The organism is Corallococcus exercitus, from assembly GCF_042231735.1.
GTDB lineage: Bacteria > Myxococcota > Myxococcia > Myxococcales > Myxococcaceae > Corallococcus > Corallococcus exercitus_B.
Map to the genome: position 1 here is coordinate 7,801,547 of NZ_CP102577.1, position 25,996 is coordinate 7,827,542.

Consider the following 25,996-nt stretch of genomic DNA (forward strand, 5'->3'; position numbering starts at 1 on the left):
TTCGGTCTCTCAGACCTATGCGATATGAAAACAGATGCTTGCTTGCCTCCTCACAATTCTTTCAACGCTGGTGGGGCATCCACTTAGCGGAAACCAATCAAGTGCATTCTGGAATAGTCCCCGAGACTTAAGTACAGTGGGGTTCTCTAGTGTCTTTGCGCTCACAAGGTGGAAAGCATGCCTTTGCCCGGCGGAGCATCGGATAAGTTTGGTAATCGGTATGAAGGGTATTGGACGTCTCTATGCATGTGTGAAGTGCTAGGCGGTCGTGCAACGAGTATCCGACTGGAGCCACCGGGCGTAGAGGGAGAAGGCATCGAGTTCGTTGTGCGAGAAGGCGGAATTTTGGTTTGTCATCAAGTCAAACGACAGCGTTCAAAAGGAACGTGGAGTATCCAAGGGCTTGGAAGCTCTGGAATCCTGAAGAATTTCCTTGTGCATCTGAAAGCTGGTTCTCGGTGCGTATTTGTCTCAATGGAGGCGGCGAGTGACCTGCGTGAACTCACAGAGCGCGTTGCGAGCAGCACCTCATGGTCAGAGTTTGATCGCGAATTTCTGAAAGCTAAGGAATGGCGAACGCAGTTTGATAACTTGATTGAACAGTGGGGTGGCCTGCCGGAGGTTGAGGCTTATCAACTGCTTAAGCGCGTGGAAGTCCGTACTCTGGATGAGCGGTCTTTGAAAGATACTGTCAAAGATCGGTTGGCGCTCCTTGTAAAGGGAGACGCCTCGAACGCTATGGATATTTTGGCGCAGTTTGCGTTGGATTCCATTCATAAAGAGTTGAGTTCGGAGGCGTTATGGACTCACCTCCAGGGTAGAGGAGTTGAAGCTCGAGCCTGGAATGATGATCTTGAGCTGCGGAGAAAGCTTTTTGAAAAGATAGAAGGTGACTTGGCAGCCTTGGAGGGGCGTGGGATTACAGGGGAAATAATTCCTAGGCCTGAAGCTGAGCGAGCAATGGAGCACCTGCGAGCGGGGCGCCAAGTACTGCTAACGGGAGGGGCTGGCTCTGGAAAAAGTGGGATTCTTGCTCAAGTGATACGGAAGGCTCGTATCGAGCACTGGCCTGTGCTGGTTCTGCGCGCAGATCGCTCAATTGAGGGAGAGTCGCCCGAGCAGTATGGAGCTGCTCTTGGCTTACCTGGTCCTCCAAGTGCGGTTCTAGCAGGTGTTGCTGGAGAGGGAGATGCACTGCTGGTGGTTGATCAGTTGGATGCGGTAAGCCGGGCGTCCGGTCGGCACCCCGAGCGATTCGAAATTCTGTTGGAAATTATTCGACGCACCAAGAACTATTCGAGAGTTCATGTTGTGGTTGCGTGTCGAAAGTTTGATGTAGACAATGACGAGCGATTTCGTGATTTTTCGAAAAATAAAGATGTGACTGTTGTTGATGTCGAGAAGTTGGACGAAACCTCTATCGAACGCGTGCTTGGCGCCACGGGTGTCAAACTCGCCACTCTTGCTTCAAATCTTAAGTCGTTGCTTGAAGTTCCGTTGAATCTTAGGCTCTTTGTTGAGTTGGCTCGAGCCCAGGTTTCTGATGTGGGAAGGGTTCGAACCACCAAGGACCTATACGATAGATTTTGGGACCTAAAGCAGCAAGTGCTGAGAGAGAAACTGAGAGAGCCGGGCGACTGGAATAAAGTTATTGAGACTCTCTGTGATACGATGAGTGAGAGGCAGGAACTTTCAATACCATTGGCTCGGCTTGATGCGGCTGAACAAGCGTGGAAAGCAATGGCTTCGGAGGGTGTCCTGGTTAGGGACGGTCAACAGGTTCGGTTTTTCCATGAGAGCTTGTTTGATTATTCCTTTGCGAGACTTTTCGCTCGGCGAGGCAACTCGCTCAAGACGTTGCTGCAAACTGGTCATCAGGAACTCTTTCTGCGTGCCCAGATTCGCCAAATTTTGCTGCACGAGCGTGCTGCTGAACCGGGGCGTTACCTGGAAGATGCTCGCATGTTGTTGTGTGAAAACTGGGTGCGTCTCCACTTGCAGCTTGCAGCTCTGGCTCTTGTCTGTGCGATGGAAGACCCGACTGCTGACGAGTGGGCACTGGTTGCTTGTTTTGCGGAAAAGTCGGGCGATGTAAGAGGCTCAAAAGTATGGGGGGCTCTAGGTGGGAGCATCGCTTGGTTTGGCCTTGCGAATGCTGAGGGAGCTTGGGCTCGCTGGCTCAGAGCTGAGGCTAAGGATGTTGCGCAATCCGCGCTGGCGGCCCTTTTCAGGGCATACAGTCATTCGCCAGCCAAGGTGATGCCGTTAATTTTGAGTGGTCGTGAGACTGTTGATGGTTGGAGCAAAGAGGTTAGTGGGTTTTTGTACTTGAGTGGTGAGGCCTTGGCGCGTAATCGAGACCTTGGAACCCTTCTTTACCAAGCGTTAGAGGCAGGGGCGTATGATGGAGAGAGCCTAGAAGCCGGTGGAATGCTTTGGGAGCCGCTGGGCAAATTGGTACGGGTTGCTCCTGAAGAGGCAGTGAATTTCTTTGCAATTTGGCTGAAGAGGTTGAACGAGCTTGAGGATGTAAATGGGCAGGGAGATGCGGAGGAGCAGCGAGGCTTCATGAATTGGGGGAAGGGGCAAGCCGGTAGCGAGGACGCTATCGGTGAGCGTCAAGGTAGTTGTCGCGTGAGAGGGTTCAGCCGATGCGCTTCATCTCCTGCACTGCCGGGGTGAGGTTCGGAGAGGGGCCGAGACGGACAGGGCCCATCGGCGTCCAGTCGCGCGTGTCTCGGCTCCAGCGCTCGGGGTGACGGTCGCGAGCGCGTTGGTACACCTCGCGGCGTCGGGCCAGCAGCGCGTGCTCGCGGCAGAAGTGCCTGTCGTCGGGCGTGACGAAGCGAATAGCGGAGTGGCGGTGCTCGGTGTTGTACCAGGCCACGAAGCGCGTCACCCACGAGCGCGCATCCTCGACGGACGCGAAGGGGCGCCGCGGGAAAGAGGGGCGGTACTTCAGCGTACGGAAGAGGGCTTCGGAGAAGGCGTTGTCGTCCGAGACGCGGGGCCGGCTGAAGGAGGGCGTGACGCCCAGCCATTGCAGCGTCGCGAGCATCGTGGCGCCCTTCATGGGGCCGCCGTTGTCCGAGTGCAGCACCAGGCCCTCCGGGCAGCCGGCCTGCTGCCAGCAGCGGCGGATGAGGGCCGCTGCATGCTCGGACGACTCCTCCTCGTGCACCTCAAAGCCCATGATGCGCCGGCTGAAGACGTCCACCACCAGGTACAGGTAGAGGAAGGCTCCCTTCACCGGGCCCTTCAAGTAGGTGATGTCCCAGCTCCACACCCCGTTCGGCTCGGTGGCGGTGTGCTCGGCCCGGGGCCTGGGCGTGGGGGCCTTGGCGTGGCCTCGGTGGGCCAGCTGCCCTGCTTCGCGCAGCACCCGGTAGAAGCTTGCCTCGCTGGCCACGTACTCGCCCCGGTCGGCCAACCTGGGGACAATCTGCTTGGGCGAGGCGTCGCGGAACTCCTCGCTGTTGGCCACCGCCAGGATGCGGCGCCGCTCCAGCTCGGAGAGGCGGTTGGCCGGCTGGGTGCGTGGGCCGCACCGCCCGTCCTGGGCCGTTTCCGGCTTCCTCCAGCGCTGGATGGTGCGAGGGGCCACCCCGAGCCGCTCGCACACGGCCTCCAGGCGCACGCCCTTCTCCAGCGCCTCGTCGATGAGGGCGAGCCTCATTTCTCGCTCTTCTCGTCCGCTGCGTCGTCCTCGTCTTCCAGGGGCCGCTCGTCCCAGCCCAGCGCCTGAAGTTTTTTTTCGAGCACCAGCAGCGCCGCCGTCTCCGCCAGCGCCTTCTCCTTGCGGCGCAGCTCGCGCTCGAGCTCCTTCACCCGTTTCTCCGACGAGGCCAGCCGCCGACGCTGGCTGGCCGTTAGAGCTGCGGAGGAGGCCGTCTGCGCGCCTTGGGAAAGTGCTCCAGCGGCCGCGGCCCGCCACTCCCCCAGCTGCTCTTCATGCAGCCCTTCCCGGCGCAGAAGTGCTCCCAGCGCCTCGCCCTCCAGCCCGTGCGCTTCCGCCAGCACGCGCAGTTTCTCCTCGGGCGTCCACTTCTTCGGACCGGCAGGCTTCTTCTCCTCGGGCGGGGGCGTCATCGCCGCCAACTTATTCGCCTCCCGCAGCCACTGCGACAACGTCGGCTGCGAGACGCCCACCTGGCGCGCCAGCGCCGCGGCACTCACCGCGCCCGGGCCCACCATCCGCTTCACCATCTGAGACTTGAATGCATCCGTGTACGGCACTGCGTCCTGCCTGCTCTCGCCCCCAAGGCGCGGTCATCCCGGCCATTCAGCCGAGGCGACAACTTCCCTGACACAGGGGGCTATTGCGCTGTTGGACCCTATGGCAGAGAGCGCTCCTGAGGTCTTCCTGAAGCGCATTCTTCCATTTTTCTTCTCAGCCATGGCTGAGGGGGGGGCTGCACATGGTTACTGGCGATATCGTTCCACTCAAGTTGATTCGTTCGAAGGGGGGATACTTCGTGGTTTAGAAGTGGCAATGCGAAAAATGTCACTTCTGTCGGTGGAGAAGTTTCGTGTATTTGTTGATGAGCTTGTCGACAGTAAGCAAGAACCCGCGCTCTTCTTGGTCGCGCGCGCTTACTTAGGGAATCCTCAGCATTTTGCTGATGAAGCGGCTCAATGGCTGATCGACATGCCGAGCGCTCTCAAATTGGGATATTCTGCGTCGCCGCGATGGGCTTCGCGGGAACTCATTGAGACGATTACTCCATACTGTAGTGAAGAGGTGTTGGAACGATTGGTTCGAGTGCTCATGAGTGTTGACCCTTTGTGGGAGCGACAGCGTGAGGCTCGTAGCATGCGGGGAAGTGCGCAGCAGTTTCTCTTGAGTGCGGTTGTTGAATCTAGGCGAAGTATGGCTGTTAAGCAGCGACTGGGTGAGCTTCAGCGCAAATTGGGATTGGCAGATATAAGTCCGCCCAAGCCGCCGGAATTATTTTTTGTTGATTCGCCTATTGATGCGCGGCAAGCAGTGAAAATGTCGGATGAGCACTGGTTGAGTGCTATGCGGCAGTATGTGAGTAGCGGGAAGTGGCTACAGCGGGGTGATGCCCTCATTGGCGGCGCTGGAGAGTTGGCTCGTGTTCTGGAGAGCAGCGCAGGCCTAGAGCCTGTTCGATTTGCACATCTATTGCTCAGGATCCCGCAGGGGGTGGCTCCACGATATGTTGATGCTATTCTCCTGGGGTTGGTGAATGCGAAGTTGGATCCGGAGTTGTTGTTGCGTGTGTGCGTGTATGCACGGGCCGTTGGTGGTGAAGAGACCGGGCGATGGCTGTCTGATTTGGTGGGAAAGCATGCTGAGCTTGCGCTTCCTGGTGGTGTGATTTGTGTAATTTTGAGTTGTGCTGTTGATGACCCTGAGCCTTCTCGGGACGTGTGGAAGGACACTGCTCCGCGCGGTGGTACTTATTATGGCGGAGAGATAGATACGTTTGCTCTCAACTGTAATAGAGGACGGGCGGCCTCTACTATCGGTGAGTTGATTCGAGAGTCGCCGTCTCGCCTTACTCTGCTTCTTCCGGCACTGGAGAAGCTTGTTTTGGACCCAGTGCTCGCAGTTAGGGCTGCGACAATAGAGGCCCTTAAGTTCGTTATTGAGCCAAATCTGAATCTTGCGATTCGGCTGTTTCTTGAGGCGCTGGATGAGCAGGATGAGGTGCTGGGTAGTCACCATGTGGAGCAATTCATCTATTATGCTGCACGTCGTCGATATGAGTCGTTGAGTTCGGTAATACTTCGAATGGTGGATTCTCCAAATCCTAAAGTGGCCAAGGCTGGCGTTAGGCAACTTGCGTTGGCGGCTTATGACCGTGAGGAGCTTGATCCCCTTGTCGATCGTTGTATGGCTGGCTCGAAAGCTCAGCGACTGGCTGTTGCTGAGGTTTTTTCGACCAACTTAGTGAGGGGGCCAAGGCTAGAGAGAAGTTCTGAAGTTTTGGCTCGACTTTTTAGTGATGAGGACGAGGAAGTTCGCCGTGTTGCGTTGCGCAGTTTGTCTATGCTGCAAGATGTTTCGCTTGAGCGATATGGGGCGGTCGTTGACGCCTTGGCGGGCAGTCGGGCTGCCGAGGACGATATTGGTTTTTCGCTCAAAATGATTTTGCGGGCGCCCTCTCGACTTCCAGTCTCTGTGCTTGGTGTTTGTGAGCGTTGGGTTGAAGGTGGGTCGTCTAAGAGGAGTAGAGGCGGGAGAACTCGGGGTATTGTGGATGTTGTGTTGAAGTTTTATGCGCAGAATCGATCTGTTGAACTCAGAGGGAGATGTCTTGACTTGGTTGACCGCATGCTCTTGATGGGTAACTACGAGCTGGAGGGAGAGCTTGATTCCGTGTTCAGGTAGGTTGGGAGATGTGTCGTGGGTGCTACGTTGAAGGAGTTGGTTGTGCTTGTGCGTCCCTCCGCAGGGTTCTGTGCGGCCGAAATTGGGAGTGCACCGTCTTGGTTGTGGATGAAGTGAGATTCTGTGTCATCTCATGCGCACCCTTAAGAACCTGACTGCTTTCGTGGAGAAGGAAGCTGAGGCTGACGGGCCTGCTGCTCAAGCGGAACTGCAAGCCCAACGCGACTGTTTCCGCATCGCTCGGGAGTTGGCCCTGCTACGGAAGGCGCAGGGCCTGACGCAGGCGCAGCTTTCCGCGAGAGCGGGAGTGCCCCAGAGTGAGATCAGCAAGATTGAATCGGGAAAGGCGAACGCCACCGGGCTGACGCTCTTCCGGATGGCCCATGCGATGGGCCATGCGTTCCGGCTGGAACCCGTGGCGAGCGCCGTCACTCCCAGGAGTCCCCGCCGTCCCGCACCCGCGAAGCAGGGCCGCCCCGTGCGGAAGCGTGCGACCCGTTCACGCGAGCTTGAGCCCGCGTGAACGGCGGTGCTGGCTCAGGGAGGCGCGCCGGGCGTATCGCACGCATCCTTGCCCTCTTTCAGCACGTGGCTCTCCGTCTCGCGGACCTCTCCGGACGTGGACACGTGGAAGACGTGCTGCGTGATGGGGAGGTCCCGGTCGCACTCGATGCCCCGGAAGCCGATGACGTCGAAGCTGCCGTCCGCGTTTGTCTTCACGCCCCCCTGGTCCACGTCGTAGCAGATGAAGTCGTACCCCAACGCGTAGACCATGAGGACGGCCTCCTGCTCCGTGTCGATGGTCCCCAGCACCTCCCCGACAGAGGCCGGCGTGGAGTGGGTCCGCACCTGGTCCCCCTGTGTCGTGAGCAGGAAGCGGTAGGAGCAGGTGTCCGAGTAACAGGAGGAGTGGAAGCCCTCGGAAGGTCGCGCCGCATCCACGGCGGTCTGACAGGCAGGGACGTCGGTGGCGGTCGTGCAGGCCTGCCCCCAGGAGGCGATAGCGCCGGAGACCGGGCCCTCGGAAGGAGCCGGCTCGCGCGTGCTGCGAACCTGGACCGCATCCAGCCCCGCCGCAGGACGAAGGTCATCGAAAAGCGGATGGCGGCTCCACCAGTACTCGCAGTCGACCTCCCTGAAGCCGTCCGTGTCCGCCCTGGAGTCGCAGCCGGCCAGCAGGAGCGCCGCCACGCCCATCAGGGCTTTCGGGAAGAGGCCGCTCATGCCCAGAGGTCCTGCTCCAGCGTGTCCAGCAGCGCCAGGGCCGCCTCGGGCGTCGGCATGCCCGCCTCCGTGATGATGCTCGCGTCCAGCGGCACCGCGACCTCCTCCCGCAGGAGCGCCACCGCGCGCTTCTGCGCCTCGCGCAGGGCCTCACGCTGCTGCTCGGAGAGGCGCGGACGGGCCCACTGGTCGATGTCCCACGACAGCGCCGCGTGCCGCGTCTCGTCCTCCGCGATGCGGACCATGGCCTCGCGCACCTCCAGGTCGCGCGCATGCAGCGCCTGATGGTGCGCGAGCAGCGCGCCGTACGTCTCCCGCACGCAGCCCTCCACCGCGTTCTCCAGCGCCACTTCCACGAGCGAGCGCGGGGGCAGCTCCGCCACCACCGGCCGCTGGGGCGTGCCACCGAAGCGACGCGCCAACCGGTCCGTCACCCGGGCGTGCTGGACCTCCTCCATGGCGCTGCGGCGGGCCGCGTCCTGGAGGCCCACGTCCGCGCCGTGCAGCTCCAGCTCATCGCGCAGCCGCAGGAACGCATGGACCGACGCCGCCTCCAGGTGCGCCGCGTCCGCGAAGTAGCGCCCCAGCGCCTCCGGCGCATCGCACGCCTCGGCCACCTGGAGCCCCACCGGCCGCCGGCCGATGTTGCAGTTGGGGTCCCCCTTCTCCAGGACGCGCTTCTCCAGCTCCTGGACCTCGCCGGAGGCGGTCACCTTCACCACGTGCTGCGTCAGCTCCGTGCCCGGACCGCACGCATAGCCCTTCGTGCTGATGACGTTGAAGCTGCCGTCATCGTTCCGCTTCACCGCGCCCTGCTCCTTCTTCCCGCAGAGGAGGGAGTAGCCCGCCGCGAAGGTCTTGAGCACCGCCTCCTGTTCGGTGTCCACGGTGCCCAGCAATCCCTGGAGCTCCGCGAGCGTCGCATAGGTCTTCACCTCGTCACCCCGGGTCGTCACCAGGAAGGCGTCCGTGCAGAAGTCCAGGCAGACGTGATGGAAGCCGGCGGTGACGGTCGCGTCCTCCAGCGCCTCCTTGCACGTGGGGACGTCCGTGGCCGTCGCGCACGCCTCACCGGAGGACGATGACGGGGAGTAGGCCCCCATGGGCTGGCCCCCATTGGTGCCGATGTAACGGAGCTGCACGAAGTCCGGCGCCGGGGTCAGCGTGAGGTCGCTGACGGCAGGGCTGCCGTCGGTGCACTCAATCTCCGAATAGTCCTTCGTGCCCACGCTCCCTTCCGTGCCACAGCCCGCCAGCACCAGGGGCGTGGCGAGCGAGGCGTGCAGGGCCCGCGAGAAGAGACGGCGCAGTCGATGGCTGTTCACGGACGACTCCGAGGCAAACGGTGTGTCCGGGCCCTGAGCAATGCGGATGCCAGCGGCTCTTCCGAGGAGGGTCCCCTGTCCGTGCCGCTTGGAAAGCCGAGGAGGACTCGGAAAGTTGAGGGGGACAGGACCTAGCCGCCGCGCTTCCGGGGCGTCTTCCGGGCCGGGGCACGAGGGGCGCGCGGCCGTTCGATGAGCACGGCCAGTCCGTCCAGGATGCGCTCCAGGCCGAAGGCATAGGCATGGTCCGGGTCGTACGCGGCACCGTGGGCCGCGCCCGCCGCGGAGCCCACCCGGGACGCGGTGGGGTAGCGCTCGGCATCGAACATGCGCGTGAGCAGGGGCGCGTTCGCTTCCCACCAGGCGCCGTCACTCATCCGTGACCCCAGCCGCGCGGCGCGCTGGTCCGAGGCCGCCCGGGCGGAGGACTCCACGAAGCCCAGCACGAACGTCAACGCGGCGTCCTGGGCCACGTCGTCCAGGCCCACGCCTTCCAGCGCCTGGAGCTCGTACTCGTACTTGGCCAGCTGGCCCGGGCCCAGGGGCGGGCGCGTGGTGGACACGTCCGCGAGCCACGGGTGCTCGGTGAACAGGGCGCGGTTGTCATGCGCCACGGCCTCCAGGCGGGAGCGCCAGTCCCGGGCCTTCGGCTTGCGCCGGGCCATGCCCGCGTAGAGGGTGTCGAGCATCACGTCGATGAGCTCCGCCCGTCCCGGCACGTACGTGTAGAGCGCCATGGGCGCGATGCCCAGCTTCCCCGCCAGCGCCCGCATCGTCACCGCGTCCAGCCCTTCTGCGTCCGCCAGCGCCACCGCCGCCGCGACGACGGCGGTGACGGTGAGCGCCTGCTTCGGACCGCGCTGGCCCTTCGCGGGCAGGGACTCCCGCCACAACAGCTCCAGCGTCCGGGTGGGGTCTCCCATGCTGCTGCGATGCGATGCCATGCGCCGGATTCTTCCAACGCCGCGACCTTGACGTGCAACTCCGTACGTCGTACGTAGATTGAGCCATTGAACCCGTGGGGAGGAGCCGTCCATGCGAGTCACCGCTTCCGCCGTGTCCCTGAACGTCGATGACGTGGAGGCCTCCGCGTCCTTCCTGAAGCGCCACTTCGGCTTCACGGAGGCGATGTCCGCGGACGGCTTCGTGTCGTTGGCCCGGCCCGACGTGGGCTTCAACGTCTGCTACCTGCGCACGGGCCTGAAGTCGCTCAAGCCGGAGTCCCTGAAGACGCGCCGGGCGGACGGGCTCATCGTCGCGTTCGTCGTGGACGACATCGACGCGGAGTACGCGCGCATCCAGGCGGAGGGCGTGACCATCCTGACGCCCATCGAGACGGAGGCGTGGGGCGAGCGCTACTTCCAGGTCGCCGACGCGAACGGCGTCATCGTCCAGCTCGTCCAGTGGATGCACGCGCCGGGACAGCCCGAAGGCGTTGCATGATGCGCGCATGAGCACGGACCGCGTCACGCCCCGGTTCCTCTGGGCGATGGAGGTGCTGCCCCTCGCCCCGGGCCTGCGGGTGCTGGAGGTGGGGTGTGGCCACGGCATCGCGCTGGAGCTCGTGGCCTCGCGGCTGGGCGACGGATGCGTCCTGGGCATCGACCGTTCGGAGAAGATGGTCGCCCAGGCGCTGCGGCGGAACGCGGACGCGGTCCTCGAGGGCCGCGTCCTGGTGCGCACCGGGACGCTCGCGGAGGTGGACCTGGGGCGCGAGGCGTTCGATGTCGCCTTCGCCATCAACGTCAGCCTGTTCGCGGATGACGCGCACGCGGAGCTTTCGCGGCTGCGGGAGCGGCTGCGGCCCGGAGGGTCGCTCTTCCTCTTCCACGAAGCGCCCGTCGCCGCTCACGCGAAGCGCTTCGCCACTGCGGCGTCGCGGAACCTGGAGGCGCACGGCTTCACCGTCCAGACCCTGCCGGCGGCGCCGTCGCGCGCGTGCGTCGTGGGGCAGGTGCCTGGGTAGGAAGGCGCGGGGTTTCCAACCCGATGTGGGGAGGGGCCAAGGCGTTTGCCGGATGTCAGACCGAGTGGATAGCGTGCAGCTCATGCCGGACATCCGCCTGCCTGCCGAAGCGAAGTACAAGAACGAGCTGGACGCACTCGCAGCGCATGACGACAAGCCCCGCCCACCGGGTTGGGCGCTGTCGCCTCGCGCCGTGGAGACGTACATCCTGGGCAGCCCCAAGCCCGTGGGCGGCGTGGCCATCACGCCCAAGTACGTGGGCGACAAGGGGCTCATCCAGGTGTGCATCGCGACGCTCGCGTCGGACCGCGCGCTGATGCTCGTGGGCGAGCCGGGCACCGCGAAGAGCTGGCTGTCGGAGCACCTGTCCGCGGCCATCAGCGGCACGTCGGCGCTCGTGGTCCAGGGCACGGCGGGGACCAGCGAGGACCACATCAAGTACTCATGGAACTACGCGCTGCTGCTCGCGCAGGGGCCCACGCCGGAGGCGCTGGTGCCGTCGCCCATCCTGCGCGCCATGCGCGCGGGCAAGTTCGCCCGCTTCGAGGAAGTGACGCGCACGTCGCCGGAGATTCAGGACTCGCTCATCTCCATCCTGTCGGAGAAGCAGGTGTCGGTGCCGGAGCTGGGGGAGGTGACGAGCGCGCAGCGCGGCTTCAACCTCATCGCCACCGCGAACACGCGCGACCGCGGCGTCAACGAGATGAGCGCCGCGCTCAAGCGCCGCTTCAACTTCGTCACCGTGCCGGTGGTGGAGGACCTGGAGCAGGAGATTCAAATCGTCACCAAGCGTGAGGCGGAGCTGCGCACGGACTACCAGGTGGGCGTGCCGCCGCCGGAGGAGCTGTCGCGCGTGCTGCTGACGCTCTTCCACGAGCTGCGCAAGGGCGTGACGAAGGACGGCAAGACGAAGGTGCGCACGCCCGGGGCGGTGCTGTCCACGGCGGAGGCCATCAGCGTGCTGTTCAACAGCTCCATCCTCGCGCAGCAGTTCGGCTCCGGGACGGTGACGTCGCAGGAGCTGGCGGCGTCGCTGGTGGGCGCGGTGGTGAAGGAGCAGGAAGACGACGTGAAGGCGCTGCGCGAGTACATGGAGACGGTGGCCAAGAGCCGCACGGGCCCGTGGAAGGAGCTGTACACCGCGAGCAAGAAGCTCCTGAGGGGCTGATGGACTTCGCCCTGCTCTCCCGGGTGCGGCACTTCCCGGTCCGTCACCACTCGCCGCGCACCACCGCCGTGCTCCTGAAGTGGCTGGAGCGGGTGAAGCCCTCCGTCGTCCTGGTGGAGGGGCCCTGTGATGCCACCGCGCTGGTGGACGTGCTGTGCGACGCGCAGACCCGGCCGCCCGTGGCCATCCTGGGGTACCGCACGGATGGCACCCCGTCCTCCTCGCTGTGGCCCTTCGCGGCGTACTCGCCGGAGTACCAGGCGCTGAAGTGGGCCCGGGCGAACGGCGCGCGGGCGGAGTTCATCGACATCCCGGTGGGCGTCAGCCTCGCGGTGGACCGCCAGGCGCCCGGCCTGGGGGTGGAGTCGGAGTCGGAGTCCACGGAAGGGAGCGCGCCCGTTCCCGACGAAGCCATGCCGCTCACGGAGGCGTTCGCGCGCTCGCAGGGGCACCGCTCCTTCGAGGAGTTCTGGGAGGCGGCCTTCGAGGCGCCGGACTGGAGCCCGGAGCAGTTCCAGCCGCTGCTCGTCGCCTGGGCGGACGTGGTCAACGCAGGGCCCCGGTCGGCCTACCACCGCCAGCGCGACGCCTTCATGGCGCGCAAGGTGCTGGAGGTGGTGGCGGGCGGCGTGGCGCCGGAGAAGGTGGCGGTGGTGGCGGGCGCGGCGCACACCGCGGCGTTCCTGGCGGGGGACGTGGATCCGGCGGAGGAGGCGAAGCTGCCTGCGGCCGGGCCGTGCGCGGTGACGGTGATTCCGTACAGCTTCCCGCGCCTGTCGGAGCAGCTGGGATACGGCGCGGGCAACCGGGCGCCGCACTTCTACCAGAAGGCCCATGACGCGAACTGCGACTTCCGGCGCGCCACGCTGGAGGTGCTGCTGGACTTCGCGGCGCACCTGCGGATGCGCGGCTTCTCCGCGTCGCTGTCGGACGTGCTGGAGGCGTACCGGTTGGCGGTGACGCTGTCGGACCTGCGCGAGAAGAGCGCCCCGGGCCTGGATGAGCTGCGCGAGGCCACCGTGGCCACGCTGTGCCGCGGGGACGCGACGCACGTGGACGGCTTCCTGTGGAAGAGCGTCATCGGCCACGAAGTGGGGCAGGTGGCGAGCCGCATCGGGCAGAACTCGCTCCAGGCGGAGTTCTGGCGCGAGGTGGGCGAGCGGCGGCTGCCGCGCACGGACAGCCCGGAGACGTTCACGCTGCGGCTCAACAACCCGGTGGAGGTGGGCTCCTCCGTGTTCCTCCACCGGCTGCGCGTGGCGGGCATCCCGTACGCCACGCTGTCCGGCACGGGCGCGTCGCGCAAGCAGGGTGGGGAGGCGGAGGCCGGCGGCTACGCGGCGCTCACCCGCGTGCGCGAGGCGTGGCAGGCGCAGTGGACGCCGTCCACGGACGTGGCGCTGGTGGAGAAGATCGTCCTGGGTGACTCGTTGGAGGCCGTGACGACGCGCGTGCTCCAGGAGCGGCTGACCCAGGCGAAGACGACGGCCGGGGCGGCGGACGTGCTGCTGGAGTCCGTCATCACCGGCTGCTCCCAGACGGTGGCCCAGGCGCTCAAGGTCTGTGACGCGCACGCGGCCACGGACGCGGACCTGCCGTCGCTGGCGTCCGCGGCGCGGGCGCTGTCGGGGCTGATGGCCTATGGCACCTCGCGCGCGCACTCGGACGTGGGCGACGAGGCGGTGGCGGCCCTGGGGGAGAAGACCTTCAACCGGGCGCTCCTGCGCGTGCGCGACGCCAGCGCCTGTGCCCCGGAGGCGGTGCTCGCGGTGCTGGACGCGCTGCGCACGCTGCACGAGGTGGCGCTGTCCCAGCCGCGCGCGGACAAGGAGGGCTGGTTCGTGGAGGCGCGCGGGTTGATGGAGAGCCACGCGGTGCACCCCGCGACGTCGGGACTGGCCACGGGCCTGCTGTACCTGGCGCGCGAGCTGCCGGAGGCGGACGTGGCGCTGGAGGTGGGCCGGCGCCTGTCGGCGGCGGTGGAGCCCTCGGACGCGGCGGCGTACCTGGAGGGCTTCCTCCAGGTGAACGCGCTGGTGCTGGTGAAGAGCCGCGACGTGGTGAAGGCGCTGGATGACTTCCTCACCAGCGTGGAGCCGGAGCGCTTCCGGCAGACGCTGCCGGTGCTGCGCCGGGCGCTGGGCGCGCTGGGGGCCACGGAGCGCCGCTACCTGATGGAGAACGTGATGGGCGTGCGCCAGCTGAAGGACAAGGGCCGCGCGGTGAAGGCGGTGCTGGAGGAGAAGGACAAGGCGACGCTGAAGGACCTGAGCGCGGACCTGGGCAAGGCGCTCGACGACCTGGATGACCTGCTATGAGCGTGGACCCCAAGGACCTGGACCCGAAGGACCGCGACGCGCTCTTGCGCTGGCGGCTGGCGCTGGGCCCGGAGGCGGAGAAGACGGGCTCCTGCCCTTCCCTGGGCGCGCTGGGCTTGAGCGCGGACACCGTGGACCTGAAGGGCGACGACCTGGAGGGGCTGGATGACGCGCTCTCCTTCGTCTACGGCGAGCGCTCCGCGGGGCGGGGCGGCTCCAAGCCCTACCTGCCCAAGTGGCTGGGCGCGCTGCGCGACTTCTTCCAGGACGACGTCATCGCGCTGGTGCAGAAGGACGCCATCGAGCGCAAGGGGCTCACGCAGCTGCTCTTCGAGCCGGAGACGCTGCCCTTCCTGGACAAGAACCTGGAGCTGGTGACGACGCTGGTGAGCGCCCGGGGGCTCATCCCGGAGCAGGCCAAGGACACCGCGCGCGCCATCATCCGGGAGGTGGTGGAGGACCTGCGCAAGAAGCTGGAGTCCCCGCTGCGCACGGCGGTGCTGGGGGCGCTGAGGCGCGACCGGACGAGCCCCATCCCCATCGCGCGCAACATCGACTGGCGCCGGACCATCCGCTCCAACCTCAAGGGCTGGGACTCGGAGCGGAAGCGGCTCATCCCGGAGCGCTTCTACTTCTGGCCCAACCAGCGCCGTCACCACGAGTGGGACGTGACGCTGGTGGTGGACCAGTCCGGCTCCATGGCGGAGAGCGTGGTGTACAGCTCCGTGATGGCGGCCATCTTCGCGTCGCTGGACGTGCTGAGGACCAGCCTGGTGCTGTTCGACACGGAGATCGTCGACATGACGCCCGTGCTGGCGGACCCGGTGGAGGTCCTCTTCTCCGCGCAGCTGGGCGGCGGCACGGACATCAACCGGGCGGTGGCCTACGCGCAGGAGCACTACGTGCGCCGGCCGGAGAAGACGCTCTTCATCCTCATCACCGACCTGTACGAGGGCGGCAACGCCGAGGAGCTGGTGGCCCGGCTGCGGCAGCTGGTGGACTCGCGCTCCAAGGTGCTGTGCCTGCTGGCGCTGTCGGACAGCGGGCGGCCGTCATACGACCACGCGATGGCGGAGCAGCTCACCGCGCTGGGGATTCCGTGCTTCGGGTGCACGCCCCGCAAGCTGGTGGACGTGGTGGAGCGGGTGATGCGCAACCAGGACCTGGCGCCGCTGCTCGCGTCCGGCGACACGAAGGGGGAGCGTCATGGCTGAGGTACGGCCCGTCATCGGGATGGGCGGAATGACGGAGATCATCAGCGACAAGGCGGAGCTGCAGAAGGGCACGGAGCTCTTCGACGGCAAGCAGCTGACCAACCTGTCGCGCTACGAGAACCGGCTCTTCGCGGACGCGGCGGGCTCCGGGGCGACGCCGTACAAGGTCTCGCTGGTGTTCGGCGAGGCGCGCTCGGACGTGAAGGGGCGGTGCTCGTGCATGGCGGCGCGCTCGCGCCCCTTCTGCAAGCACGCGGCGGCGCTGCTGGTGGCGTGGGCCCGGGCGCCGCAGGCCTTCGTGACGGCGGAGTCGGCCCCGGCGGCGCCCGCGGGCTCCGGCGGCGCGAGGAAGAGCGTGAAGAAGGGCAAGGCGGAGACCGGCGACCTGATGAAGGCCGGCGTGGCGCAGGTGTCCACGCTGGTGCGGGAGCTGGGCCTGTCGGGCGTGGCGTCGCTGGGCGCGGAGCGGCCGGAGCAGGTGCGTGCATTGGGTGAAGCGCTCCGGGCCAACGGCCTGCGGCGGCTGTCCGCGCGGGCGGTGGAGCTGGCGGGCCTCCTGGACGCGGCGGCCTCGCGCACGGGCACCTTCGAGGCGCCGGTGTACACGGACCTGGTGGCGGACATGCTGCTCACCGCGCGCAAGGTGGAGAAGCACCTGGGCGGCGACGCGCTGGAGCCCCGCCACGTCGAGGAGCTCATCGGCAAGACGTGGACGAAGAAGGACCGCGCGCCCGTGGAGGGGCTCAAGCTGGTGGAGTACGCGTTCTCCTCGAAGGTGACGCCGGACCGGTTCATGGTCCGCGAGAGCCGCTTCGTGGACCTGGAGTCGGGCCGGCACTACAGCGAGAAGCAGATCCTCCCCGCCACCCTCAAGACGGTGGCGCCGAAGAACAGCCACGCGGGCGCCGTGCTCCAGGGCGCGCACGGCGGGCAGTACCCGGGCTTCGCGCCGCACCGGCTGGACCTGGAGTCGTGGAAGGACGCGCCGTCGGTGGACCGGGCGGCGCTGGAGCGGCTGGTGGAGGTGGCGCTGCCGGACGTGGGCGCGGTGATGACGGCCTTCCAGGAGCACCGCAAGGACGTGTTCGCGCCGGACCTGCTGCCGGTGTCCGTGCGGGTGGAGACGCTGCTCGCCAGCGGGGCCCGCTCGCAGTTCGTGGACGGCACGGGGCGCGGCCTCTTCCTGCCCGTGGACCCGTCGCTGGAGGAGCCGCTGGCGAGCGCGCTGGAGGACGCGAAGCTCCTGGTGGTGCTGGGCGACGTGGGCCTGGAGGCGGCGCTGCCGACGTTGTTCCCCTCGGCCGTCGTGGTGAGGACGCCGGAAGGGTTGGACCTGCGTCCGCTGGCGCGCGCCTCGGACGTGCCCGTGTCGCCCCGGCGGCGCGGCCGGGTCCGGGCTCCCGTGACGCCGAGCGCGCTGCCCCGCAGCGGGTGGGCGGACGCGGCGCGGGCGGCGGGTGCGTCGCGGGCGGCCATCGCGCTGGCGGAGGTGCGCGATGAGCTGGCGGATGCGTTCGCCAGCGGCCTGGCGGCGCTGGGCCCCCGGACGGTGGAGCCGCTGGTGTCGCGGCTGAAGGAGCTGGGGCTGGAGAAGCCGGGCGCGCTGCTGGAGGCGCTGGCGCAGCGGGCGGACCCGGCGGAGCGGCTGGACGACTTCATCAAGGTGTACCAGGTGCTGGGCATCGCGCTGGTGCGGCTGGCGGGCGCGGTGCAGGTGGACATGGCCGGATTGGAGTCCGTGCCCACGCACCCGAGCATCCACGTGCACCGCCCGGAGGAGGTGCTGAGCCCGGGCGAGGCGATGGTGCGCCGGGCGCGCGGGGAGCTGACGCGCTACGAGGCGGCGGCGCACGCGGCGCGCTACTACGCGGGCCTGGGGCCGGACGCGCTGATGCGGGAGCTCTACCCGGCGTGGAGCGATGGCTCGGCGAGCGCCTTCGTGGCGCGTGCGGTGGCGGCGCGCGGAGAGGAGGCGCTGGTGGTCGTGCGGGGCGCGCTGAACGAGCGCCACAGCCGCATGGTGCGCCGCACCGCCATCCGCGTGCTGGGCGCGATGGGCGGGGTGCAGGCGCGGCGGGAGCTGGACGCGTTGACGCGCGCGGGGCACGACATGGGCCTGCGCCTGTTCGCCCGGGAGACGCTGGAGGACGTGCAGGCCCGGGAAACAGGGGAGAAGGCCGTGGCGGAGCTGGCGCGGCGCCGCAAGGACAAGGCGGTGCCGCTGATGCAGGCGGCGCTGTCGGAGACGACGAAGGACGCGCGTGCCGCGGCCGTGGCCATGCTGGCGGACCTGGGCACCGTGGCGATGCCCGTGCTGCGCCAGGTGCTGCACTCGGACCCGGCGCGCGAGGTGCGGCGCGAGGCGGCGGAGGCGCTGGCCCGGATGGGGGACGCGGACGTGCTCGACCGGTTCGTCGACATGGTGCAGGGCCGCGGCCACGACGACACGGAGGCGAAGCACGCCGTGTACGCGCTGGGCATGCTGGGCGACGTGCGCGGCGCGGAGGCCCTGCTGCTGGCGTTCGCGGACGGGTGGAAGCCCGGCGTCGTCGCGGAGGCCATGCGCACGCTGGGGCTGGCCCTGCTGCGGCCCGCGCTGAACTTGGCGGAGACGCGCCCGGAGCAGGCGGACCGGCAGGCGCTGCGCGGCCTCTTCGACGCCTTCGACCCGCCCATCCTGGCGAAGGAGCTGCTCGACCGCGTGGTCAGGTCCAGCGGACACGTGGACCTGCGCACGCGCGCGGAGGCGTACCTCAAGGTCGCGTCCGTGAACCCCGCGGTGGGCAAGGTCGTGGCCGCGCGCCTCCTGGAGCTTCCCACCGTGGCCGAGGACAGGGCCCTGGCCAAGGCGGCGAAGAAGCTCCTGTGACGCTTCAGCTCGCCAGCTTCGCGGTGAGGTCGATGCTGGTGGGGGAGGACGGCACGGGGAAGGGCTTCCCGGCGGCGCCGCTGAAGTCCAGCGTCTTCAGGTTCACCGAGTACACGCAGGGGTTGGCGTAGAAGCGCACGGACAGCGTCTGGGCGACGAGGTCCTTCACGACGACCCACTGCGTGTAGTCCAGCTCGTCCTTGCCCAGCTTGTTCGTGGAGCGGCTGGTCCCCGCCGGGATGTCCACGGTGTTGAGGATGTGGAAGGCGAGCGTGGTGGCGTCCGCCGCCGTGATGAGCGGCTGCGAGTACTGCTTGAGGTACGCGGCGCGCACGAAGCGCGCGGGCGGCGTCGAGTCACCCGGCAGGCCGCGCATGCCGCTGCCGTGGCCGGCGGGCGCGAACGACCCGGAGCCCAGCTCCGTGGGCTTCGCGTCCCAGGGCGTCAGGTTCGCGTAGCCGCCCAGGTTCTGCAGCTGCTGGGGGAACGGCGGGTCGTTGGTGCAGACGCCCACGGGGTTGTCGTAGACGTTGAGCTGCCCGTTGGTGAACTCCACCACGATGCTGTTGCCCTTGGCGTCGTGGATGGGGAAGTGCAGTGGGAGCAGCTTCGCCAGCAGGTCGCCCTCCCAGACCTGCACGTTCGCCAGCGCGCTCTGGACGTCCGCCACGCTGCCGCACGTGCCCAGCGCCCAGCTCACGAAGTCCACCAGCGCCAGGGCCTGCGCCGGCTGGGTCACCTTCGGGTAGGAGGAGCCCGGCAGCCACAGCGCGCCCACGGACAGGCCCTGCGTGTTGAGGCCGTCCACGATGACCTTGTCCGTGAGCGCGGTGAGGCCCACGAAGCCATACGTCGACGTCCACTTCAGGCCCGGCTTGCCGCTGGGGCCCATGGACTGGAAGGACTCGCCCGAGGCGTGGACCATCAGCCGCGAGTCCAGGTCCAGCCCGAACTCCATGCTGCGGCCATTGACGGCGATGGGCCCGGAAGCGACGCGGGTGTCAGTGCCGGTGATCAGGAAGTCGGTGCACATGGGCGTTCCTCACTGCGTGGACTGCGATTCCTCCCACGATGGTGGGAGCGGTCCACGGTGCCGGGAGGCCATTGCACGGCGCGCACCAACTCCCCGTTAAACCTGGAACCCGCCAAATTCCAGGGGATTGCGTGAGGGCCCTGCGCGAAGGGGCCCCACGCGCGTCCGGACGGGAGGCAGGCGCGTCCCTGTCAGACGCGGGGCATTGCGCGGGCCCCGGAATCCAGCAAGCCTCCGCGCCGCATGACGGAACCCGCGCCGCCTCCCCAGCCCCCGCCGCGCCGCGACGACGCGCTGGACGAGTTCGAACTGCCGTTCCTCCAGCGGCTGTCGCTGCAGCTGCAGGGCATCGTCATCGCCGTCGTGCTGCGCGTCACCGACCTGCTGTTGCTCCTCGTGCGTCCCCGGCTCCTGAAGCCGTACCTGGGGTTGTGGTGGCAGCGCATCCTGCGCACGCCCTACAGCGCGCGGCGCACCTTCGAGATGGCGCGGGCGCTCCAGGCCACGGGCCAGTCATTCCGCGAGCTGATGTACGGCGAGACGCCGCTGGTGACGGCGCTGGCGTTCCTCAAGAAGGCGGGCGTGGAGCGCGGCAGCCGGGTGGTGGACCTGGGCGCGGGGCGGGGCCGCGTGCTGCTCGCGGCGCGCTGGTGGGGCGCGGGGGCACATGGCGTGGAGCTGCTCGCGGACCACGTGGCGCGCGTGGCGCCGTGGCTCGGGCCCGCGGGCATCACGTTCACGGTGGGTGACATGACCCGCGAGCCGCTGGCGGACGCGACGCATATCTTCTGCAACTGGGTGGCGTTCAGCCCGGAGACGAAGGCGCGGCTCGTCGCCCACCTGCGCTCATGCACCCCCGGCACGCGCATCATCACCGTCACCCGCCCCATCCAGGCGGAAGGCTTCACCTGCCACACCTCCCACTGGATGCTCTTCACCTGGGGCTTCGAGAAGGTCTGGCTCCAGGAGTTCCGCCCGGAGCCCATCACGGCACCGCCTGCTTGACGTCACTCGTGATTGGATGGGAACGACAGGCAGCGGCGTTCCCGTTGCGAGAGGTGATGGAGATGTCCCAGCGGAGCAACATGCAGCCTGACGTGACTCGAGAGCAGCTGCTTCGGGCGGCCGCGGACCTCATCCTGGCCCAGGGGCTTCAGGCCGTGACGCTCGATGCCATCGCCAGGCGAGCAGGCGTCACGAAAGAGGACCTGCAGCATCATTTCCAGACCAAGCCCATCCTGCTCGATGCGCTGTTCGACGACGCGACCCAGCGCTTCGCCGCGGCCGTCGCCGCCGAGATGGAGAAAGATCCGGACGCCAGGGGCCGGGGCACCCGCGCCTATCTCCGGGTGACGGTCTCCGCTCCCGCGGATGACGGCGACGCCCACGTCATGCGCTCGCTCATCGGGCTGATGCTCTCCGACCCGGAGGTCCGGGAGCTCTGGAGCTCCATCTGGGACGAGGCCCGGGAGGCGCAGCTCAGCCCCGAGGAGCAAGCGTCGCCGGAGCTCACGCTCTGCCGTCTGGCCATCGACGGGTTGTGGATGTCAGACCTGCTCGAGCACCGCACGGTCTCGAGCCAGACGCGCGCGGCGGTCATCCAGCGAATCGAAGAACTCACGCGCAAGTAGTCCTGGGGCTCACCGTGCCCCAGCGTCAGCGCGTCAGGTGCTTCAGGGTGAGATAGACGAACTCCGCGCCGGGCTGGAGCGACGCCACCGGGACGCGCTCGTTGGGGGCGTGCGCGGTGCGCGCGTCGTCCGGCGTCAGCGCGAAGAGGTCGATGCCGTACGCGTGGATGCCCGCGCGGCGCAGCGTGGCGGACTCGGTGGTGCCGGTGGACATGCGGGGAATCACCGGCGCCTTCGGCCACACCTTCGCCGCGGCGGCCTTCACCGCGCGGAACATGGCGTTGTCCCCCACGGGCGACATGGGCGAGTCCGGCGGTGACACGTCCATCTCCACCTGGAGGTCCTGGTCGTTCACGGCCGCGACGATGCGCTCGCGCACGGCCTTCGCGTCCGCGTCCGGCAGCAGGCGGCAGTTCACGGTGGCCTCGGCGGTCGCGGGAATCACGTTGGAGCGCGTGCCCGCCTTGAACACCGTGGGCACGCAGGTGGTGCGCAGCACGGCGCCCAGCGCGGGCTCCAGCCGGGCCACGGTGGCCACCGCGTCCTCGGGCGGCGCGTCCGGCGCGGCGGCGATGCGACGCAGCGCTTCTCCCAGCTCCCCGGGCGTCGCCTTCGCCCGGCCCTGCACGTGGAGCCGCGCGGCGGGCGTCAGGTGCGCGGGGAAGGTGAGGGCGCCCACTCGGGCCACGGCCGCGGCCACCCGCACCAGGGGCCCCGCGTCCACGGGCGGCGCGGACGAGTGGCCTCCAGGGCCCGTGGCCTTGAGCGTCACGTTGCGGGACACGCGCTCCGCGGCCTGGAGCGCCACGAAGCGCACCTCCTTGCGGTCCGGCGACAGCTCCGTGAGGCCGCCCTCGTTGAGCGCGAACTCCGCCTCCTTGAGCTCCGGGCGGTGCTCCATCATCCAGTCCAACCCCTGCCCGGCCCCCACCTCTTCATCCGCGCCCAGGTACAACAGGATGTCGCGCGAGCGCGCGCCGCCCTCCTGCTTCAGCCGGCGCAGCGCGAGGATGCTCGCCGCCGCCATGCCCTTGTTGTCCTGCACGCCGCGCCCGTAGAGCAGGCCGTCCTTCTCCGTGAGCGTCCACGGGTCGGTGGCCCACTCGGCCTTCACCGCCGGCACCGTGTCCAGGTGCGCGAGCACGAGCACCGGCTTCCCCTTGCCGTTGCCCTTCAAGCGCACCAGGAGATTCCCGCGCCCGGGGGAGGGCTCGATGAGCTCCGACTCGATGCCCGCCTCGCGCAGCCACCTCGCCGCCACCTGGGCCGCGGCCGTCTCGTTGCCGGGCGGGTTGGACGTGTCCGCGGCGACGAGCTCCGCGAGCAGCGTCCGCAGCTCATCCTTGGGCGCGGGACGGGATGACGCGGCGTGGCTTGGACCCAGCGCGAAAAACACGGCGAGAAGGGGCAGGAGACGCATGACCCCGAGGCTCGCGCCTTGGGCCCCGGAAGGCAACGGAAGCGGTGTTTGCCGGGAGTGCCGTGTTAAGGGTGGAGCCCTGGAGGGATTCCGCCCATGGCCTCGCCGTTGAGCTTTCGCACCGTGGAACTGCCGCTGCGTCACGCCTGGACCATTGCCCGGGGCACGAGCACGGTGAAGCGCAACGTGTTCGTGGAGGTGCGCTCCGGCGGGCACGTGGGCTACGGCGAGGCCGCCCCCAACGTGCGCTACGGCGAGTCGTGGGAGACGGTGGAGGCGGCGCTCCACACGTTGTCCCCCGTGCTGGAGGGCCGTGACCTGCGCCACTTCCGCGACGTGTCCGAGGCCGTGGACGCGGCGCTGCCGGACAACCCCGCGGCGAAGGCGGCGGTGGACCTGGCCCTGCACGACTGGGCGGGCAAGGTGATGGGCGTGCCGCTGTGCCGGATGCTGGGCGTGGACCCCCGGCGGCAGCCGGTGACGTCCATGTCCATCGGCATCGACGTGCCGGAGACGCTCGCGGTGAAGGTGCGCGAGGCGGCGGACTTCCCGGTGCTCAAGGTGAAGCTGGGCGCGGACCGGGTGCAGGAGGTGTTCGGCACGGTGCGCGCGTTGACGGCGCAGACCATCCGCGTGGACGCGAACGAGGCGTGGAAGCCGGACGAGGCGCTGGCGCACATCCAGTGGTTGTCCACGCAGGGCGTGGAGCTGGTGGAGCAGCCGCTGCCCGCGGCGGACGTGGAGGGCGCGAAGTGGCTGCGCGCGCGCTCGCCGCTGCCGCTGGTGGCGGACGAGTCGCTGACGAAGGCGTCGGACGTGCCGAAGCTGGCGGAGGGCTTCCACGGCATCAACGTGAAGCTCCAGAAGAGCGGCGGCATCCGCGAAGCGCTGCGCATCATTGAGACGGCGCGCGCGTGCGGCCTGAAGGTGATGCTCGGCTGCATGGTGGAGACGGGGCTGGGCATCGCGGCGGGCGCGCACCTGGCGCCGCTGGTGGACTGGGTGGACCTGGACGGCAACCTGCTGCTCGCGGAAGACCCGTACCGCGCGCACCCGGTGGTGCAGGGCCGCATCCAGCTGGGGGACGGCGCGGGCCTGGGCGTGGAGCCCCGGTGACGCCACCGCTCATCCAGGATCCGATGGCGGTGCTCGCCGTGCTGCTCGCGGTGCTGGCGGGGCTGTATGCCTTGCAGCGCTACCCGGCGGTGGAGCGGTTCTTCAACGTCGTGCCGCTGCTGGTGTTCGCGTACTTCGTGCCGACGCTGCTGTCGAACACCGGCGTCATCCCCACGCAGTCGGAGCTGTACCGCTTCACGCGCGTGTACCTGCTGCCCGCGAGCCTGGTGCTGCTGGTGCTGTCCGTGGACCTGCCCGCCATCGCGAGGCTGGGCCGCAACGCGGTGGGCGTGTTCCTGGCGGGCACGCTGGGCATCATGGTGGGCGGGCCGCTCGCGTATCTGGCCCTGGGGTGGCTGGTGCCGGCGGAGCTGGGGGACCAGGCGTGGAAGGGATTGGCGGCGCTCAGCGGGTCGTGGATTGGCGGCAGCGCGAACTTCGTGGCGATTGGCCAGAGCGTGGGCGCGCTGGACAGCACGTTGAGCATGCTGGTGGTGGTGGACGTGGGCGTGTCCAACGTGTGGACGGCGGTGCTGCTGTCCTTCGCCGGGCGGGAGAAGGCGATGGACGAGCGCATCGGCGCGGACCGGACGGCGCTGGACCGGGTGCGTGAGGAGTCCGCGCGGCTCCAGGCGGCGTCCGCCCGGCCCGCGAGCCTGTCGGATCTGCTGTCGATGCTGGCGGTGGCGTTCGGCGTGACGGTGGCGTGCACGGCGCTGGCGAAGCTGCTGCCGGACCTGGGCAACGTGGTGACGGGCTTCACGTGGGTGGTGCTGCTGGTGACGACGGTGGGCGTGGTGCTGTCGTTCACGCCGGTGCGCAGGCTGGAGGGCGCGGGGGCGAGCCGCCTGGGCTCGCTGTTCCTGTACCTGCTGGTGGCGACGATTGGCGCGCAGGCGGAGTTCCGGCGGCTGTGGGACGCGCCCGCGCTGGTGGCGGTGGGGGCGGTGTGGATGTGCATCCACGCGGCGGTGACGATGGGCGCGCGGCGGTGGCTGAAGGCGCCGGTGTTCTTCGCGGCGGTGGGCTCGCAGGCGAACGTAGGCGGGACGGCCTCCGCGTCCGTGGTGGCGGCGGCCTTCCATCCCGCGCTCGCGCCGGTGGGCGTGCTGCTCGCGGTGCTGGGCTACGTGCTGGGCACGTACTGCGGGCTGGTGACGGCGCTGATGCTGGAGCAGGTGTACCGGCTGATTCACTGAAGGGAGTCACGGATGCGGACGGTGCTGCTCTGGGCGGGGCTCGTGGCGATGAGCGGTTGCGCGACGGCGCCGGAGGCGAACGCTCCTCGTGAGTCCCTGAAGGCGGTGGTGGAGTCACTGGCGGGTGAGGCCGCGCGCCTGTCCCCCGGGACGGACCTGTCGCTGGCGGTGGTGGACCTGCGCACGGGGGAGACGGCGAGCGTCTCCGGCACGGAGCCGCACATCTCCGCGAGCTCCGCGAAGGTGTTCTGGGTCGCGGCGGCGCTGGGGCAGCGGGACCTGGCGACGGTGGCGCCGCTCGCGGAGAAGGTGTTCCGCACGTCGGACAACGAGGCGTCCGGAGAGGTCATCGACCTGGTGGGCGGGCCGGATGCCATCAATGTCTATCTCCAGAAGCTGGGGCTGGAGCACACTGCGCTGACGAAGTGGAACTACGGCCGCGAGCGCTGGGCGACGAACTCTCCGCGCGTGATGGGGAGGGACAACTACTTCTGCGCGGACGACATGGTGTCCTTCCTGGCGCGGCTGGAGCGGCGGGAGGTGTTGGAGGCGGAGCCCACGGCGCGGCTGCTGAAGTGGATGGAGTGGACGCCTCGCGACGGCTGCGGCGGTTGGCTGGGAACGCGCCTGCCCGCGAGCGCCCGCGCATCGCTCCAGCACAAGGGCGGATGGCTGCCGCCGGGATGCTGCGGGGATGACGCGCGCTACAACGTGCTCAACGAGGTGGGCCTGGTGACGCTGCCGGACGGTGGGCGGTACGCCGTGGCCATCCTGGCCTCGCGAGGACCGGACTGGCCGAAGCAGGCGTTCTTCGTGGAGCGCGCGTCGTGTGTCCTGTACCGGCACCTGGCGAAGGACGCGACGCTGGACTGTGGAGAGGCCCTGGCCCGGGCGGGCGGTCCTGCGCCCGTGGTGTTGGAGCCGGGAGCGCCCGCGCCGAACTACGACTGCGAATGAGAAGGTGAGAATCCGTCAGGGCTCCCCGTCGGAGGCGGACCGCAGAAACCTGTCCGACTGTCGGACAGGTTCGGGCAACGGAAACCTGTCCGACAGTCGGACAGGTTTGGACCCTGCCGGGTGGCGAGGGTCGGTCTGGATGCCCCTGACGCCTGGCATGGAGTGTGAAAGCAGGACTGATGCCTCCGGAGCGCTCGG

Annotated in this window: 20 protein-coding genes; 14 read left to right on the plus strand and 6 right to left on the minus strand. The window is 67.9% G+C overall.

Features of this window, described 5'->3' with window-relative positions:
• Window positions 1–327: 327 nt before the first annotated feature.
• Window positions 328–2,682: an NACHT domain-containing protein gene (locus tag NR792_RS31450; protein WP_375756401.1), complete on the plus strand. Its 2,355-nt coding sequence runs from the start codon at window positions 328–330 to the stop codon at window positions 2,680–2,682.
• Here NR792_RS31450 and NR792_RS31455 read toward each other — a convergent pair.
• Window positions 2,645–4,236, minus strand: a protein-coding gene (locus NR792_RS31455) for an IS3 family transposase (RefSeq protein WP_375756402.1) whose coding sequence is annotated in 2 segments (ribosomal slippage) — window positions 2,645–3,745 and window positions 3,748–4,236 — 1,590 coding nt in all. Because the reading frame shifts where the segments join, the coding sequence is not laid out codon by codon here. The two genes, NR792_RS31450 and NR792_RS31455, sit on opposite strands and share 38 nt — an antisense overlap.
• On the opposite strand from NR792_RS31455, the gene NR792_RS31460 reads away from it, so the two are divergent.
• Together NR792_RS31460 and NR792_RS31465 are read left to right on the plus strand one after the other, a co-directional pair.
• The gene (locus NR792_RS31460) at window positions 4,226–6,358 is read left to right on the plus strand and encodes a hypothetical protein (RefSeq protein ID WP_375756403.1); all 2,133 of its coding nucleotides are present in this window, start codon (window positions 4,226–4,228) and stop codon (window positions 6,356–6,358) included. The genes NR792_RS31455 and NR792_RS31460 overlap by 11 nt on opposite strands.
• Before the next feature lie 133 nt (window positions 6,359–6,491).
• Window positions 6,492–6,881, plus strand: coding sequence for a helix-turn-helix domain-containing protein (locus NR792_RS31465; RefSeq protein ID WP_375756404.1), 390 nt, complete (start codon window positions 6,492–6,494; stop codon window positions 6,879–6,881).
• 14 nt (window positions 6,882–6,895) lie between these two features.
• On the opposite strand, the gene NR792_RS31470 is transcribed toward NR792_RS31465, so the two are convergent.
• The 3 genes from NR792_RS31470 to NR792_RS31480 all read right to left on the minus strand — a co-directional run bounded on the left by NR792_RS31470 (window position 6,896) and on the right by NR792_RS31480 (window position 9,851).
• A complete protein-coding gene (locus NR792_RS31470) occupies window positions 6,896–7,582 on the minus strand; it encodes a hypothetical protein (RefSeq protein WP_375756405.1) in 687 nt (228 codons plus the stop codon).
• Window positions 7,579–8,907 carry a ferritin-like domain-containing protein gene (locus NR792_RS31475; RefSeq protein ID WP_375756406.1) on the minus strand — a complete coding sequence of 443 codons (1,329 nt, stop codon included), beginning with the start codon at window positions 8,905–8,907 and terminating at the stop codon, window positions 7,579–7,581. The genes NR792_RS31470 and NR792_RS31475 overlap by 4 nt, the downstream gene beginning before the upstream one ends.
• 131 nt (window positions 8,908–9,038) lie before the next feature.
• Window positions 9,039–9,851: a TetR/AcrR family transcriptional regulator C-terminal domain-containing protein gene (locus tag NR792_RS31480; protein WP_375756407.1), complete on the minus strand. Its 813-nt coding sequence runs from the start codon at window positions 9,849–9,851 to the stop codon at window positions 9,039–9,041.
• Window positions 9,852–9,942: 91 nt separating this feature from the next.
• Between NR792_RS31480 and NR792_RS31485 the strand changes: the two genes are divergently transcribed.
• The 6 genes from NR792_RS31485 (at window position 9,943) to NR792_RS31510 (ending at window position 18,442) form a co-directional block, all read left to right on the plus strand.
• Complete coding sequence (locus NR792_RS31485; RefSeq protein ID WP_375756408.1) at window positions 9,943–10,350, plus strand: VOC family protein; 408 nt, start codon at window positions 9,943–9,945, stop codon at window positions 10,348–10,350.
• A 7-nt stretch (window positions 10,351–10,357) separates the two neighbouring features.
• Complete coding sequence (locus NR792_RS31490) at window positions 10,358–10,873, plus strand: class I SAM-dependent methyltransferase (protein WP_375756409.1); 516 nt, start codon at window positions 10,358–10,360, stop codon at window positions 10,871–10,873.
• Between the two features lie 82 nt (window positions 10,874–10,955).
• On the plus strand, window positions 10,956–12,041 hold the full coding sequence (locus tag NR792_RS31495; RefSeq protein WP_375756410.1) for an AAA family ATPase: 1,086 nt from the start codon (window positions 10,956–10,958) through the stop codon (window positions 12,039–12,041).
• Window positions 12,041–14,359, plus strand: coding sequence for a DUF5682 family protein (locus tag NR792_RS31500; protein ID WP_375756411.1), 2,319 nt, complete (start codon window positions 12,041–12,043; stop codon window positions 14,357–14,359). Before NR792_RS31495 ends, NR792_RS31500 begins: the two co-directional genes overlap by 1 nt.
• A complete protein-coding gene (locus NR792_RS31505; RefSeq protein WP_375756412.1) occupies window positions 14,356–15,573 on the plus strand; it encodes a VWA domain-containing protein in 1,218 nt (405 codons plus the stop codon). The genes NR792_RS31500 and NR792_RS31505 overlap by 4 nt, the downstream gene beginning before the upstream one ends.
• On the plus strand, window positions 15,566–18,442 hold the full coding sequence (locus NR792_RS31510; RefSeq protein ID WP_375756413.1) for a HEAT repeat domain-containing protein: 2,877 nt from the start codon (window positions 15,566–15,568) through the stop codon (window positions 18,440–18,442). Before NR792_RS31505 ends, NR792_RS31510 begins: the two co-directional genes overlap by 8 nt.
• Window positions 18,443–18,446: 4 nt before the next feature.
• On the opposite strand, the gene NR792_RS31515 is transcribed toward NR792_RS31510, so the two are convergent.
• A complete protein-coding gene (locus NR792_RS31515; protein WP_375756414.1) occupies window positions 18,447–19,475 on the minus strand; it encodes a linear amide C-N hydrolase in 1,029 nt (342 codons plus the stop codon).
• A 243-nt stretch (window positions 19,476–19,718) separates the two neighbouring features.
• Between NR792_RS31515 and NR792_RS31520 the strand changes: the two genes are divergently transcribed.
• Both NR792_RS31520 and NR792_RS31525 read left to right on the plus strand, forming a co-directional pair.
• Window positions 19,719–20,480 carry a class I SAM-dependent methyltransferase gene (locus tag NR792_RS31520; protein ID WP_375756415.1) on the plus strand — a complete coding sequence of 254 codons (762 nt, stop codon included), beginning with the start codon at window positions 19,719–19,721 and terminating at the stop codon, window positions 20,478–20,480.
• A gap of 62 nt (window positions 20,481–20,542) precedes the next feature.
• Window positions 20,543–21,106: a TetR/AcrR family transcriptional regulator gene (locus NR792_RS31525; RefSeq protein ID WP_375756416.1), complete on the plus strand. Its 564-nt coding sequence runs from the start codon at window positions 20,543–20,545 to the stop codon at window positions 21,104–21,106.
• Between the two features lie 25 nt (window positions 21,107–21,131).
• On the opposite strand, the gene NR792_RS31530 is transcribed toward NR792_RS31525, so the two are convergent.
• A complete protein-coding gene (locus NR792_RS31530; RefSeq protein ID WP_375756417.1) occupies window positions 21,132–22,526 on the minus strand; it encodes a M20/M25/M40 family metallo-hydrolase in 1,395 nt (464 codons plus the stop codon).
• 96 nt (window positions 22,527–22,622) lie between these two features.
• Here NR792_RS31530 and NR792_RS31535 point away from each other — a divergent pair, with 96 nt between their 5' ends.
• The 3 genes from NR792_RS31535 to NR792_RS31545 are packed head-to-tail and all read left to right on the plus strand — an operon-like array spanning window position 22,623 to window position 25,798.
• Window positions 22,623–23,642, plus strand: a complete 1,020-nt coding sequence (locus NR792_RS31535; protein ID WP_375756418.1) for a dipeptide epimerase — start codon at window positions 22,623–22,625, stop codon at window positions 23,640–23,642.
• Entirely contained in the window at window positions 23,639–24,841 is a 1,203-nt protein-coding gene (locus NR792_RS31540; protein ID WP_375756419.1) for a DUF819 domain-containing protein, read from the plus strand. The genes NR792_RS31535 and NR792_RS31540 overlap by 4 nt, the downstream gene beginning before the upstream one ends.
• Before the next feature lie 12 nt (window positions 24,842–24,853).
• Entirely contained in the window at window positions 24,854–25,798 is a 945-nt protein-coding gene (locus tag NR792_RS31545; RefSeq protein WP_375756420.1) for a serine hydrolase, read from the plus strand.
• Window positions 25,799–25,996: the final 198 nt, after the last annotated feature.